At 61.3% G+C, this 12,939-nt stretch carries 15 protein-coding genes; 11 read left to right on the forward strand and 4 right to left on the reverse strand.

Annotation, left to right across the window (positions count from 1 at the left end; all coding sequences use genetic code 11):
• Positions 1-18: 18 nt before the first annotated feature.
• Genes V8N38_RS04070 through V8N38_RS04080 form a run of 3 tightly spaced genes read right to left on the reverse strand, consistent with a single transcriptional unit; the run spans position 19 to position 2,616 of the window.
• Entirely contained in the window at positions 19-654 is a 636-nt protein-coding gene (locus V8N38_RS04070) for a LysE family translocator (RefSeq protein ID WP_038871364.1), read from the reverse strand.
• 40 nt (positions 655-694) lie between these two features.
• A complete protein-coding gene (locus V8N38_RS04075; RefSeq protein WP_070915446.1) occupies positions 695-1,468 on the reverse strand; it encodes an amidohydrolase in 774 nt (257 codons plus the stop codon).
• Entirely contained in the window at positions 1,456-2,616 is a 1,161-nt protein-coding gene (locus V8N38_RS04080; protein WP_141958030.1) for a pyridoxal phosphate-dependent aminotransferase, read from the reverse strand. Before V8N38_RS04080 ends, V8N38_RS04075 begins: the two co-directional genes overlap by 13 nt.
• A gap of 164 nt (positions 2,617-2,780) precedes the next feature.
• Here V8N38_RS04080 and V8N38_RS04085 point away from each other — a divergent pair, with 164 nt between their 5' ends.
• Genes V8N38_RS04085 through V8N38_RS04095 form a run of 3 tightly spaced genes read left to right on the forward strand, consistent with a single transcriptional unit; the run spans position 2,781 to position 4,620 of the window.
• Entirely contained in the window at positions 2,781-3,395 is a 615-nt protein-coding gene (locus tag V8N38_RS04085; protein ID WP_038871354.1) for a methylthioribulose 1-phosphate dehydratase, read from the forward strand.
• Positions 3,392-4,081 (forward strand): acireductone synthase, encoded by a 690-nt coding sequence (gene mtnC, locus V8N38_RS04090; RefSeq protein WP_043135516.1) that lies wholly within the window; start codon positions 3,392-3,394, stop codon positions 4,079-4,081. The genes V8N38_RS04085 and mtnC overlap by 4 nt, the downstream gene beginning before the upstream one ends.
• Entirely contained in the window at positions 4,078-4,620 is a 543-nt protein-coding gene (locus V8N38_RS04095) for a 1,2-dihydroxy-3-keto-5-methylthiopentene dioxygenase (protein WP_100397112.1), read from the forward strand. The genes mtnC and V8N38_RS04095 overlap by 4 nt, the downstream gene beginning before the upstream one ends.
• Before the next feature lie 17 nt (positions 4,621-4,637).
• Here V8N38_RS04095 and mtnA read toward each other — a convergent pair whose 3' ends face one another.
• On the reverse strand, positions 4,638-5,666 hold the full coding sequence (gene mtnA, locus V8N38_RS04100; protein ID WP_084826791.1) for an S-methyl-5-thioribose-1-phosphate isomerase: 1,029 nt from the start codon (positions 5,664-5,666) through the stop codon (positions 4,638-4,640).
• A gap of 146 nt (positions 5,667-5,812) precedes the next feature.
• On the opposite strand from mtnA, the gene mtnK reads away from it, so the two are divergent.
• The 8 genes from mtnK to V8N38_RS04140 all read left to right on the forward strand — a co-directional run bounded on the left by mtnK (position 5,813) and on the right by V8N38_RS04140 (position 12,936).
• Complete coding sequence (gene mtnK / locus V8N38_RS04105; RefSeq protein WP_060440637.1) at positions 5,813-7,012, forward strand: S-methyl-5-thioribose kinase; 1,200 nt, start codon at positions 5,813-5,815, stop codon at positions 7,010-7,012.
• A gap of 510 nt (positions 7,013-7,522) precedes the next feature.
• A complete protein-coding gene (locus tag V8N38_RS04110) occupies positions 7,523-7,825 on the forward strand; it encodes an urease subunit gamma (protein ID WP_100397111.1) in 303 nt (100 codons plus the stop codon).
• A gap of 55 nt (positions 7,826-7,880) precedes the next feature.
• Positions 7,881-8,327 carry an urease subunit beta gene (locus tag V8N38_RS04115; protein WP_147839357.1) on the forward strand — a complete coding sequence of 149 codons (447 nt, stop codon included), beginning with the start codon at positions 7,881-7,883 and terminating at the stop codon, positions 8,325-8,327.
• 3 nt (positions 8,328-8,330) lie between these two features.
• The gene (locus V8N38_RS04120; RefSeq protein WP_060440636.1) at positions 8,331-10,046 is read left to right on the forward strand and encodes an urease subunit alpha; all 1,716 of its coding nucleotides are present in this window, start codon (positions 8,331-8,333) and stop codon (positions 10,044-10,046) included.
• Between the two features lie 12 nt (positions 10,047-10,058).
• Positions 10,059-10,655: an urease accessory protein UreE gene (ureE, locus tag V8N38_RS04125; protein WP_047572557.1), complete on the forward strand. Its 597-nt coding sequence runs from the start codon at positions 10,059-10,061 to the stop codon at positions 10,653-10,655.
• Positions 10,652-11,338, forward strand: coding sequence for an urease accessory protein UreF (locus V8N38_RS04130; protein WP_049202285.1), 687 nt, complete (start codon positions 10,652-10,654; stop codon positions 11,336-11,338). The genes ureE and V8N38_RS04130 overlap by 4 nt, the downstream gene beginning before the upstream one ends.
• Positions 11,339-11,356: 18 nt before the next feature.
• Positions 11,357-11,992 carry an urease accessory protein UreG gene (gene ureG / locus V8N38_RS04135; protein WP_019454316.1) on the forward strand — a complete coding sequence of 212 codons (636 nt, stop codon included), beginning with the start codon at positions 11,357-11,359 and terminating at the stop codon, positions 11,990-11,992.
• A complete protein-coding gene (locus V8N38_RS04140) occupies positions 11,989-12,936 on the forward strand; it encodes an urease accessory protein UreD (protein WP_049202286.1) in 948 nt (315 codons plus the stop codon). Before ureG ends, V8N38_RS04140 begins: the two co-directional genes overlap by 4 nt.
• The last annotated feature ends 3 nt before the right edge of the window (positions 12,937-12,939 follow it).

Below are 12,939 nucleotides of genomic sequence, written 5' to 3' on the forward strand. Positions count from 1 at the left end.
GCTGGCAGGACGGCATCCCTAAGACGAGGCGTTGCGGCGATAGAGGCTCAGAGCGACGGCCAATCCGGCCAGCAGCCCGGCGCAGGTACGGTTCAGCCAGCGCAGAGCGCGGCCGGACAAGATACGCATGGCATGGTGGCCGCCAAGCGCGTAGAGGCTCATCAGGGCGATATCGATCAGGGCCGTCACCAGAGCGAGAATGACGTATTGCAGCGCCACGTCGCCCTCTGGCCGAATGAACTGTGGCAGAAAGGCGGAAAAGAACAGCAGCCCCTTGGGATTGGAGAGTGCGACCAGCAGCGAGCGCATAAACGCAGCGCGGCCGTTGCGGGCGCCGGGCATGGTGTCCTGCGCCGCCTGCGGGGCACCAAGCGGCGCGCGCCACAGTTGGTAGGCGAGATAGAACAAATAAGCGGCGCCGGCCCATTTGACCAGCGTGAAAAGCTGTTCGGAAGCTTGCAATATCGCCCCCAGGCCGCAGCCGACGGCGCCGATCAACAGCAGGTCGGACAGCGCCGCGCCCGCAATGCCGAAGGCGGCGACGCGTTTGCCTTTGGTGGCGCCGTTATTGAGCGCCAACAGCATGGTGGGGCCCGGTATGATGGTGACCGCCGCGACGGCCACGGTATAGAGCAAGAGCGTCGTCATATCCATATCACTTCTCCTTGCGTTATCGACCAGGGGAGCCGGGCATTCAGTCTAAACGCAGAAAGCTGTCGGCATCGCGCCAGGCCGGGAAGGCGCTGCGGTAACTCTGCAGGGTTTCCAGCGACAGCTCGGCGTCCAGCCGCGTGGCCGTGCCGGGCTCCGCATTCGCCAGGATCTCGCCCTGTGGGCTGATGATCAGGCTGTCTCCGCTGTAGCTCAGGCCGTTGGGATCTTCGCCCACCCGGTTGCAGCCCGCCACGTACACCTGGTTTTCAATCGCCCGCGCCGCCAGCAGCGTTTGCCAATGGCTGCTGCGCGGCGCCGGCCAGTTGGCGACGTACAGCGCCAGATCGTAATCCTGCTGATAGCGCGCCCAGACGGGGAAACGCAGGTCGTAGCAGATCTGCGGCAGGATGCGCCAGCCGCGCCATTCGAAGATTTCACGCCGGTTGCCGGCTTGGTAGTGCAGATGTTCGCCGGCCATGCGGAACAGGTGGCGTTTGTCATAGGCGTGCACCTGGCCGCCCGGCTCGACCAGCAGGAAGCGGTTGACCGCACCTTCGTCAGTTTTCAGCGCCACGCTGCCGCCGATTAACGCGTGGCTTTTCACCGCCCAACCGTGCAGCCAGTCGATCACCTGCTGTTCGGGCAGGGCGCTCTCGCCGGCATCCATGGCGAAACCGGTGGTGAACATCTCCGGCAAGACGATGAGATCTCGGCCAACGATCGGCGCCAGCAACGCATCGAAAGCCGCCAGGTTGGCGGGGCCGTCGCGCCAGACCAGCGGTTGCTGCAACAGGGTAATTTTTAAAGTCGACATAACCGCTCCGCAGCTGCATCCAGCGTGGCGTCCTGTTTAGCGAAGCACAGCCGGATCAATTTATGGGGGAAAGGATCGGCACAGAAGACCGACAGCGGAATGGCCGCCACGCCCACGTGCTCGGTTAACCAATGGCAGAATGCCACATCGTCCAGATCGGAGATGGCGCTGTAGTCCGCCAGCAAGAAGTATGTACCTGCGCAGGGTAAAATTTCCAGTCGGCTGCTCGTCAGCGCCTGCACAAAGCGGTCGCGTTTGGCGCGATAGAACGCCGGCAGCTGTCGCCAGTGCTCCGGCTCGGCGCGCAGGCTATCCGCCAGCGCCAGCTGGGCCGGGGTATTGACCGAAAAGGTCAGGTATTGATGCACTTTGCGCACCTCGGCGCTCAGCGCGGCGGGTGCCACGCAATAGCCCACTTTCCAGCCGGTCATGTGGAAGGTTTTGCCGAAAGAGGACACCGCGATCGCGCGTTGGCGCAGCTGCGGGTGGGCCAGCACGCTGGCGTGCCCGCCTTTGGCGAAGCAGATGTGTTCGTAAACCTCGTCGCTGAGCACGTAGATTTCGCGTTCGGCGATAGCGTGCCACAGCTGCTGCATGTCTTCCGCCTGCCAGGCGGTGGCGGACGGGTTGTGCGGCGTGTTGACGATCACCAGGCGGGTGCGCGGCGACAGCGCGGCGGCGAACCCTGGCCAATCCACGGCAAACGCGGGCGGCTGCAGGGCGATGCGTTTGAGTATGCCGCCGGCCAACGTGACCGCCGGCGCATAGCTGTCATAGCTGGGATCGAAGCAGACCACTTCGTCGCCGGGGCGCACCAGCGCGCTGATGGCGGCGAACAGCGCTTCGGTGGCACCGGCGGTGACGGTCACTTCGGCGGTGGCGTCCGGTTGCCAGCCATACAGCTCGGCGGTTTTGTCGGCGATGGCTTCGCGCAGCGGCGCCACGCCGGTCATTGGCGCATACTGGTTGGCGCCCTGGGCGACGTGCCAGGCCAGACGTTCTTTCAGGTAGTCCGGGCCGTCGAAATCGGGGAAGCCCTGCGACAGGTTGATCGCCTGATGCTGCTGCGCCAGCGCGCTCATCTGGGTAAAGATGGTGGTGCCCAGGGCAGGCAGTTTACTTTCGGGAATCAATGCGGAAGTGCTCATAGCAGGTGAATACTCCAGGCGCTTATATTGCCGTCAATATAACACGATGCTAGTATTTGGCAATCAAGACGCTTAGATGGCTAAATGCGAAAAAGTGCTTAGCCCGCCACGCGGCAGGCAACGTTTCATCTGCCGACCGCCTTACCGAACGGGAAACGATAATAATGACGGAGAATCCGCAACTTACCGCATTGCTGGCGGCCTGCCACTGGATTGGCGACAAAGGCTGGTGCCCGGCGACCGGCGGCAACATGTCGCTGCGCCTGGACGAACGTCAGTGCCTGGTCACCGAGTCCGGCAAAGACAAGGGTAGCCTCAGCGCTACCGATTTTCTGCGGGTGGATATCGCCGACAATCATGTGCCGAGCGGCCGCACGCCATCGGCGGAGACTGGGCTGCATACGCTGCTCTACCGCCTGTCCGCGCACATCGGCGCGGTGCTGCATACCCATTCCGTCAACGCTACCGTCCTGTCGCGGGTGGAGCGCGGCGATGCGCTGGTGCTGCAGGGGTACGAAATGCAGAAGTCGCTGGCCGGCCAGCGCAGCCATCTGGACAGCGTGGCGATCCCCATTTTCGATAACGATCAGGACATCCCCCGGCTGGCGGCGCGCGTGGCGGCCTATGCCGAGGCCACGCCGCTGCAATACGGCTTTCTGGTACGCGGCCACGGCCTGTATTGCTGGGGGAGCCAGGTGGCGGAAGCCCGCCGCCATCTCGAAGGGCTGGAATTCCTGTTCCAGTGTGAACTGCAACGCCGCTTACTGGAGGCGAAATGATCCGCGCTATCGTGACCGATATTGAAGGCACCACCAGCGATATTCGCTTTGTGCATCAGGTACTGTTTCCTTACGCCCGCGAACGGCTGGCGGATTTTGTGCGCCGCCATGCCGCTGAGAGCGAAGTCGCCGCGCCGCTGGCGGCGCTGCGCGCTGAAATTGACCAGCCGCAGGCAGATCTTGACGCGCTGATCGCCGCGCTGTACCGCTTTATGGATGAAGACCGTAAATCTACCGCGCTCAAGGCGTTGCAGGGCATCATTTGGCGCAGCGGTTACCGCGAAGGGGACTTTCGCGGGCATCTGTATCCGGAAGTCGCGGGGCAGTTGGCCGCCTGGCAGCGGCAGGGGGTGAAGCTTTACGTCTATTCCTCCGGTTCGGTGGAAGCGCAGAAACTGCTGTTCGGCCACAGCGATGCGGGCGATCTGCAGCCGCTGTTCAGTGGTTATTTCGATACGCACGTCGGCGCCAAGCGTGAAACCGCGTCGTACCGCAACATCGCGCAGGCTATCGGCATCGCGCCCGACGAGCTGCTGTTTTTGTCCGACATCCACCAGGAGTTGGATGCGGCGCAGGCCGCCGGCTGGCATACCTGCCAGCTGATCCGCGATGAGGCGGACGAGCAGAGCCGGCATCCGCAGGTTAACCGTTTTGATCGTATCGATTTAGGGGAGTTCGTTTCATGAGTGGATTGACCATTTTCAGCGATAAAGCGCCGCAGCAGCCGCTGTGGCAGAGCCGCGACGCGCAGGAGATCCAGCGCCAGTTGGCGCAGATCGGCGTGCGCTTTGAGCGCTGGCAAGCGGATCGCGAGCTGGGCGACAACCCGCAGCCGGAGGCGGTGATCGCCGCCTACCAGCATGAGATAGACCGGCTGGTGGCGGAAAAGGGCTACCAGAGCTGGGACGTGATCAGCATGCGGCCGGACCATGAGCAGCGGCAGGCGCTGCGTGAAAAATTCCTGTCCGAACATACGCACGGCGAAGATGAAGTGCGCTTTTTCGTCGAAGGCGCAGGGCTGTTTTGCCTGCATCTGGACGGCAAGATCTTCCAGATCCTGTGCGAAAAGAACGATCTGATCTCGGTGCCGGCCAACACTCGCCACTGGTTCGATATGGGATCGGCGCCGCACTTTACCGCGATCCGGGTGTTCGACAACCCGGAGGGCTGGGTGGCGCATTTTACCGGCGACAAGATCGCCGATGTCTATCCGCGTCTGGACTGAGCGTCAATCCGCGGGCGTTACCCCAGCGCCCGCCGGAAAATCCCCGCTTCAACCTGCTGCGGCGTAATCACGCCGCTGTCGAATACCCAGCCGCTGATGAGCTTGGCCGGCGTAACGTCGAACGCCGGATTGTAGACCGGTGCCTCGTTTGGCGCCCACTGACAGGCGCCGAAGCTGCCTGAAACGCCGGTGACTTCGGCCGCCGCGCGCTGCTCGATCGGAATGGCAGCGCCGTCCGGGCAGTGCGGATCGTGGGTGGTATGCGGGGCGGCCACGTAGAACGGGATGCCGTGGTAGTGCGCCAGCACCGCCAGGCTGTAGGTGCCGATTTTGTTGGCGACGTCGCCGTTGGCGGCGATGCGATCCGCGCCGACCCACACCGCATCGACCTGGCCCTGTGCCATCAGGCTGGCGGCCATCGAATCGCAGATCAGGCGATAGGGAATGCCCAGCTCGCCCAGTTCCCAGGCGGTCAGGCGGCCGCCCTGCAGCAGCGGCCGGGTTTCATCGACCCACACCTGTTGCACCTTGCCTTGCCGGTGAGCGTGCAGCAGCACGCCGATGGCGGTGCCGACGCCGGCGGTGGCCAACCCGCCGGTATTGCAGTGGGTCAGCAGGCGGCTGCCGGGCTTGACCAGCCCAGCGCCGTGATCGGCAATGCGATCGCACAATCGGCGATCTTCTTCCACCAACCGCAGCGCTTCGTTCACCATCGCCGGCACCCAATCAGGCTCCGCCAGCGCCAGCTTCATGCGATCCAGATTATTCATCAGGTTGACCGCCGTCGGGCGGGCGGCGCGCAGCGTGTGCAGCGCCTGCTCCAGCTCGGCGCGCGGCAGACCGCGTTCCGCGAGCAGCGCCAACAGCAGGCTGGCAGACAGCCCGATCAGTGGCGCGCCGCGCACCCGCAGGCTGTGAATGTGCCCGACCAATTCCTCCACGCTGTCGCAGGCGCGCCACCGCTTTTCCTGCGGCAGGGCTTGCTGATCGAGGATCCAAAGGCGGTTGTCCTGCAGGGTCAAACTGGTGGTGTTAAGCGCTTGCATCGGCGGTTAATTCCTTGTTGCGTGGTTATTGCATCTGAAACGCTATTCTGCCAACATGACTTCCAGATGTATAGACGTCCAAATGCTTTTACGTCTAAATAAACAGAATCGCTGGGATCGGTGAGAGAGAACAGAGGGGTTGGGGAATGTCGCTTTATCGTACGTTTACGGCTACCGACGCCGTTGAATACGCCCGCCAATACGGTCGGGTGTCTGAACCGCAGGCACTGGTCAGCGCTGACGAGATCGGTGACGGCAACCTGAATCTGGTGTTCAAGATCCGCGATCGCGAAGGGGTGAGCCGGGTGATCGTCAAACAGGCGCTGCCTTACGTACGTTGCGTGGGCGAATCCTGGCCGTTGACGCTGGATCGGGCGCGCATCGAAGCGGAAACGCTGCTGGTCCACGGCGGCTTCTGCCCGCGGCATACGGTAAAAGTCTTGCATCACGATCCCGAATTGGCGGTGATGGTGCAGGAAGACCTTTCCGACCATCGCATCTGGCGCAGCGAGCTGGTGCAGGGCAACTATCACCCGCTGGCGGCCGGGCAACTGGCGGAATACCTGGCGCAGACGCTGTTCCACACCTCCGATTTTTATCAGTCGGCGCAGCAGAAGAAGGCGGAAGTCAGCCGTTTCACCAACCCCGAGCTGTGCCAGATCACCGAAGATCTGTTCTTTACCGATCCTTATATCGATCATGAGCGCAATCGCTTCGAGGCGGCGCTGTTGCCGCAGGTGCAGGCGCTGCGTGAGGATACGCCGCTGAAGCTGGCCGTCGCCGGTCTGAAACATCGCTTTCTCAGCAAGGCGGAGGCGCTGCTGCACGGCGATATTCACAGCGGTTCGATCTTCGTGGCGGAAGGACGGTTGAAAGCGATCGACGCCGAATTCGGTTTCTACGGCCCGATCGGTTTCGATATCGGCACCGCATTGGGCAATCTGCTGCTCAACTATTGCGGGCTGCCGGGGCTGTTCGGGCCGCGCGACGCCGCCGCCGGGCGCGAGCAGCGCTTGCAGGATGTGCGCGAGCTGTGGCTGATCTTTGCCGATCGCTTCCTGGCGCTGTGCCATCAGCAAAGCCGGGATGCGGCACTGGCGACGCCGGGTTACGCCGAGCAGTTCCTGCAACAGGTCTGGGCCGATGCGGTCGGGTACTGCGGTACCGAACTGATTCGGCGCACCATCGGCCTGGCGCACGTCGCCGATCTGGACAGCATCGCCGACGCCGACATGCGCCTCGACTGCCAGCGTCATGCGCTGGGACTGGGGCGCACGCTGATCGTCAATGCGCCGCAGATCGAGCATATTGACGCGCTGTTGGCGCGCATTCGTCAACAAGGCTGAATAACTCGGCAATGAGGCAAACCCGGCTGCGGCCGGGTTTTTTATTTTTAAGAACTTATTGGTATCAGCAATAGAATAGATAAATTGTTTTTAACTAAAAATGTATTTTTGTTCGTGCCCTATTTGTAAATTTAATTATATTTTCTGACCGTTGGTTACATGTCTTTAATATTGGTGGTTTGGTGCCTGAGGAGGGTATTTTTCTGGGTTTTATTGAGGTGGTGAAAACAAAGCAGGGTGGGCTGTGCTTTTTTTGATCGTTTTATTGTGGAAACAGAAAGAGAAAAAAAGAAATTTTATCGATAAAAACTATCATGTCACCGTTACTTTTTTATGGCGTGGGATAATTCATGCTCTAACGTGAATAAAGTTGTGGGTTGATCATCTCAATATTACCTCCTAGATTGTTCGAGGGTCAGATAAACGCAAATAAATAACGCAAGGTTATTAACTATTAATCACCTTTGGCCTCGTTTTGTCTGATTATTCCTATCGAGATCGGAGTGCCCCATGCAATTAACGCCAAGAGAAATTGAAAAGTTGATGGTCTATACCCTGGCCGACGTCGCATTAAAGCGAAAGTCCAGAGGGATAAAGCTGAATTACCCCGAGGCGGTGGCGATTATTACCACCGCAGCGCTGGAAGGCGCCCGCGAGGGAAAAACGCTGGAAGAAGTCATGAACGACACGCGGCAGGTATTGAGCCGCGATGACGTGATGGACGGCGTGGCGGAGCTGATCCCGCACGTGCAGGTCGAAGCGATATTCAGCGACGGCAGCCGCCTGGTGACGGTGCACGATCCGATTCAGTAAGTGCGGTTTGCGTTCCTGATTGCCACGGATAAACCTTATCAGCACAGGTATTTCGATGAAAAAGCATGACCCAGAAAAGCACGTGCCGCCCGGCGGCTATATCCTGTCCGAAACCCCCATTACCTTCAATGAAGATCGCGAAAGCCTTATTTTAACGGTGCGTAACACCGGCGACAGACCTATTCAGGTCGGTTCGCATTTTCATTTCTTTGAGGCCAACAAAGCCTTGCAATTCGATCGCGCTGCCGCCTTTGGCAAGCGTTTGAATATCACTGCCACGACGGCGATCCGTTTTGAACCCGGTGACGAGATTGAGGTGGCGATTATTGCCATCGGCGGCAAACAAACGGTCTACGGATTTAATAATCTGGTGGACGGTTGGGCGGGGGACAGCCCGGTTGCGGCCGGTGAAAGAGTAAAGAAAACGATAGATGTAAAGCGAGCTATTGAGCTGGGTTATAAAAACCTCGATCAGGCGCCGACGAAAACGAGCGAGGAATAACGCATGCCAACTCTCTCCAGGCAAGAATATGCCGGGCTGTTCGGCCCAACCACCGGCGATAAAATTCGTTTGGGCGATACGCAACTGTTTATTGAAATAGAGAAAGACCTGCGCGGCTACGGCGAGGAATCGGTCTACGGCGGCGGCAAGTCGCTGCGTGACGGCATGGGCGCCGACAACCGATTAACCAGCGATAACGTGCTGGATCTGGTGATTACCAACGTAACGATTTTGGACGCCCGGCAAGGGGTGATCAAGGCGGACGTCGGCATCAAAAACGGCCTGATCGCCGGCATCGGCAAAAGCGGCAACCCGGCGATGATGAACGGCGTCACGCCCGGGATGGTGGTGGGCGTCAGCACCGACGCTATCTCGGGCGAGCACCTGATCCTGACCGCCGCCGGCATCGATACGCATATCCACTTCATTTCGCCGCAGCAGGCGGCGCATGCGCTTTCCAACGGCGTGACGACGTTCTTCGGCGGTGGCGTCGGGCCGACCGACGGCTCCAACGGCACCACCGTGACCGCCGGGCCCTGGCATATCCACCGCATGCTGCGCGCCTTCGAGACTATGCCGGTCAACGTGGGGATGCTCGGCAAGGGGCACGCTTCGCACGCTGCGCCGCTGGTCGAACAAATCGCCGCCGGCGTGGCGGGGCTGAAAGTGCATGAGGACTGGGGCGCCACCAACTCCGCGCTGCGCCACGCGTTGCGCGTGGCCGACGACATGGATATTCAGGTGGCGGTGCACACCGACAGCCTGAATGAAGGCGGCTACGTCGAGGACACCATCGACGCCTTTGAAGGGCGCACCATCCACACCTTCCACACCGAAGGCGCCGGCGGCGGGCACTCGCCGGATATCATCAAGGTTGCCGCGCAGATGAACGTGTTGCCGAGCTCCACCAACCCCACGCTGCCGTTCGGCATCAACAGCCAGGCCGAATTGTTCGACATGATCATGGTGTGCCACAACCTCAATCCCAATGTGCCGGCCGACGTGGCGTTCTCTGAAAGCCGGGTGCGGCCGGAAACCATCGCGGCGGAAAACGTGCTGCACGACATGGGCGTGCTGTCGATGTTTTCCAGCGATTCCCAGGCGATGGGGCGGGTCGGCGAAAACTGGTTGCGGGTGATGCAGACGGCACATGCGATGAAAGTCGCGCGCGGCAAGCTGCCGGAAGACGCGGCGGAGCACGACAACTTCCGCGTGTTGCGCTACGTGGCGAAGATCACCATCAATCCGGCGATTGCGCAGGGCATCAGCCACGTGCTGGGTTCGGTCGAGGTCGGCAAGATGGCCGATCTGGTGCTGTGGGAGCCGCGCTTCTTCGGCGCCAAGCCGAAGCTGGTGATCAAGGGGGGGATGATCAACTGGGCGGTGATGGGCGATCCCAACGCGTCGTTGCCGACGCCGCAGCCCACGTTCTACCGCCCGATGTTCGGCGCCATGGGCAAATCGCTGCAGGAAACCTGCGTCACCTTCGTCTCCGGCGCCGCGTTGCACGACGGCATCAAAGAGAAACTGGGGCTGGAGCGGCAGGTGATGGCAGTGCATAACTGCCGGGCGATCTCCAAGCAGGACATGGTGCGCAATGCGGAAACGCCGAACATCGAGGTGGATCCCGAAACCTTCGCGGTCAAGGTCAACGGCGAACACGCCACGGTGAAGCCCATCTCCACCGCCGTGCTTAATCAACGCTACTTCTTCAGCTAGGAACCGCCGCCCATGATCGTGATTGAAAAGATACTCGGCAATATCAAACGGGATGCCGACTGGCGCGAACGCTTGCAACACGCCTCGCTGGACGTGCTGGCGCTTTCGCAGTGGGAGGCGCAGAAAAGCCGCTGCCGCAAGACGACTCGCGACGGCCAGGATCTTGGCATCTCCCTCGATCGTCATCAGGTGCTGGCCGACGGCGACGTGTTGCTTTGGGACGAAGCGAACCGCAGCGCGGTGGTGGTGCAGATGAACCTGCGCGACGTGATGGTCATCCATCTTGAGTCGTTGCTGGCGACCGATATGGCGACGGTGCTGAAGACTGCGTTCGAACTGGGGCATGCGCTGGGCAATCAGCACTGGAAATCGGTCATCAAAGGGAATCGCATCTTTATTCCGCTGACGGTGGCGACCAAGGTGATGGATTCGGTGATGAAAACCCACGGTTTCCACGCGTTGCCTTATTCGTTCGTGAAGGGCGAAAGCATTTTGCCGCATTTGACCCAGCCCGAAGCGCGCTTGCTGTTCGGTGGCGCGGAGGATTCCGCCACCCATGTGCATGTCGACAGCCCCTTCCTCGGCCAGCATGTGATCAAACTGAAATGAACGCCGTCCAGTTGATTCGCATTCTGCAGTTTGCCGACTCGGTGCTGCCGGTGGGGGCGTTCGCCTTTTCCAACGGCGTCGAGTCGGCGATCCAGGCCGGCATCGTGCGCGATGCCGACACGCTGCAGTCGTTCACCCGCACCGCCTTGCAACAGGCGGCGGGCGGCGACGGCCGAGCGGTGACGGCGGCCTGCCGGGCGCTGCAGGCCGGCGATCGCGAGGCGGCGATGGGCCACGACTGGGCACTGTTCAACCGCAAGCTGAACGAAGAGGGCCGCAACATGGTGGTGCGGATGGGAAAAAAGCTGGCGGAAATGGCGGCGGCCATCTGCGACGAACCTCAGGTGGTCTGGTGGCTTGAGCAGATCAAAACCGGCCGCGCCGCCGGCACCTATCCGGTGACGCAGGCGGTGGTGATGACGGCGCTGGGCGCCGGCCCGCGCGAGGTGGCGGTGATGCATCAGTACGGCGTGGCGATGACCATTCTCAGCGCCGCCATGCGCCTGATGCGCGTCACCCATATCGACACCCAACGCATCCTGTTTCAACTCAACCGGGACATCGACGTTTTTTGTGACGAAGCCGAACGCGGCGGCGTTGAACAAATGGCCTCTTACGCGCCGGTGACCGATGTCCTGGCCGCACTGCACGTCGGCGCATTTACCCGACTGTTCAGCAACTGATAATAAGGAACGAGCAGAGTGAAAAAAATTACCCGCATCGGTATCGGCGGCCCGGTAGGCTCGGGCAAGACCGCGATCATTGAAGTCATCACGCCGCGCTTGATCGAGCGGGGCATCAGCCCGCTGATCATCACCAACGACATCGTCACCACCGAAGACGCCAAACAGGTCAAGCGCACGCTCAAGGGGATCCTGGACGAGGAGAAAATTCTGGGCGTGGAAACCGGCGCTTGCCCGCATACCGCCGTGCGGGAGGATCCGAGCATGAATATCGCGGCGGTAGAGGAGATGGAGGCCCGCTTTCCGGAAAGCGACGTGGTGATGATCGAGAGCGGCGGCGATAATCTGACGCTGACCTTCAGCCCGGCGCTGGCGGACTTTTACATCTATGTCATCGACGTCGCCGAAGGGGAAAAGATCCCGCGTAAAAACGGGCCGGGCCTGGTGCAGGCCGACATCCTGGTGATCAACAAAATCGATCTGGCCCCCTATGTCGGCGCCAGCCTGGCGGTGATGGAACACGACACCCGCGTGGTGCGCGGCGAGCGGCCTTATATTCTCACCAACTGCAAAACCGGCGAAGGCATCGACGAGCTGGTGGACATGATCATGCGTGATTTCCTGTTCACCCATGCGCCGTCGGCGGCGGTATGACGGCGGTCAGCGAAGCCGCGAGGCGCGTCGCGCAGCTTGGCGCCGATGCGCCGGAGCTGGCCGATTATCAGGATGAGCCGCCGCAAATGGCCAGCGGCGGCGTGGGCAAAACCGGCTATCTGCGGCTGGGGTTTGCGCTAAGCGGGCATCGCAGCGTGCTGCGGCAGATGGAGCGGCGCGTACCGTTTCTGGTGCAGCGGGCGCTGTATTGGGATGAAGCGCTGCCGCAGATGCCGTGCGTGTTCGTCATCTCCACCTCGGGATGCATCTTGCAGGGCGATCGCCTGACGCTCGAGGTGCAGGTCGCTCCCCAGGCCTGCGGGCATGTCACCACCCAGTCGGCGACCAAGATCCACGCCATGGAAAATAATTACGCGGCGCAGATGCAGACGCTGACGCTCGAAGAGGGCAGCTATCTGGAGATGATGCCCGATCCGGTGATCCCCCACTGCGGTTCGCGCTTCATTACCGATACCCGCATTACGCTACACCCGACGGCGACGCTGCTCTACGGCGAGATCCTGATGTCGGGGCGCAAACACCATCAGGCGGATCGCGGGTTCAGATTCGACGTGTACTCCTCGCGCATCAGTGCCTGCCGCCCCGAGGGCAAGACGCTGTTTGTCGAACGCTATGTGCTGGAGCCGCATAAACACCCGCTGAACGGGGTCGGCGTGATGGGGCCGTTCGACGTGTTCGGCAATGTGATCCTGCTGACGCCGCCCGAGCACCATCAGCGGATCCTCGATCGCATCGCGCCCCATTATGACGAGGTTGAGGGGATCGCCAGCGGCGTCAGCCGGTTGCCCAACGAGTGTGGGCTGATCTTTAAGGCCCTGGGCAAAGAGGCGCGCCAGGTGAAGGCGGCCATTCGCGTTTTCTGGCGCGTCGCCCGGGAAGAGATCCTGGGCGTGACGCTGCCGGAGCCCTTTATCTGGCGCTAATCT

Origin of the sequence: Serratia nevei (assembly GCF_037948395.1) — a bacterium.
GTDB lineage: Bacteria > Pseudomonadota > Gammaproteobacteria > Enterobacterales > Enterobacteriaceae > Serratia > Serratia nevei.

Excerpts from the sequence above, each read along its gene's own strand:
- V8N38_RS04070 (WP_038871364.1), bottom strand. The coding sequence starts at position 654 with ATGGATATGACGACGCTCTTGCTCTATACCGTGGCCGTCGCGGCGGTC.
- V8N38_RS04075 (WP_070915446.1), bottom strand. The coding sequence starts at position 1,468 with ATGTCGACTTTAAAAATTACCCTGTTGCAGCAACCGCTGGTCTGGCGC.
- V8N38_RS04080 (WP_141958030.1), bottom strand. The coding sequence starts at position 2,616 with ATGAGCACTTCCGCATTGATTCCCGAAAGTAAACTGCCTGCCCTGGGC.
- V8N38_RS04085 (WP_038871354.1), top strand. The coding sequence starts at position 2,781 with ATGACGGAGAATCCGCAACTTACCGCATTGCTGGCGGCCTGCCACTGG.
- mtnC (WP_043135516.1), top strand. The coding sequence starts at position 3,392 with ATGATCCGCGCTATCGTGACCGATATTGAAGGCACCACCAGCGATATT.
- V8N38_RS04095 (WP_100397112.1), top strand. The coding sequence starts at position 4,078 with ATGAGTGGATTGACCATTTTCAGCGATAAAGCGCCGCAGCAGCCGCTG.
- mtnA (WP_084826791.1), bottom strand. The coding sequence starts at position 5,666 with ATGCAAGCGCTTAACACCACCAGTTTGACCCTGCAGGACAACCGCCTT.
- mtnK (WP_060440637.1), top strand. The coding sequence starts at position 5,813 with ATGTCGCTTTATCGTACGTTTACGGCTACCGACGCCGTTGAATACGCC.
- V8N38_RS04110 (WP_100397111.1), top strand. The coding sequence starts at position 7,523 with ATGCAATTAACGCCAAGAGAAATTGAAAAGTTGATGGTCTATACCCTG.
- V8N38_RS04115 (WP_147839357.1), top strand. The coding sequence starts at position 7,881 with ATGAAAAAGCATGACCCAGAAAAGCACGTGCCGCCCGGCGGCTATATC.
- V8N38_RS04120 (WP_060440636.1), top strand. The coding sequence starts at position 8,331 with ATGCCAACTCTCTCCAGGCAAGAATATGCCGGGCTGTTCGGCCCAACC.
- ureE (WP_047572557.1), top strand. The coding sequence starts at position 10,059 with ATGATCGTGATTGAAAAGATACTCGGCAATATCAAACGGGATGCCGAC.
- V8N38_RS04130 (WP_049202285.1), top strand. The coding sequence starts at position 10,652 with ATGAACGCCGTCCAGTTGATTCGCATTCTGCAGTTTGCCGACTCGGTG.
- V8N38_RS04140 (WP_049202286.1), top strand. The coding sequence starts at position 11,989 with ATGACGGCGGTCAGCGAAGCCGCGAGGCGCGTCGCGCAGCTTGGCGCC.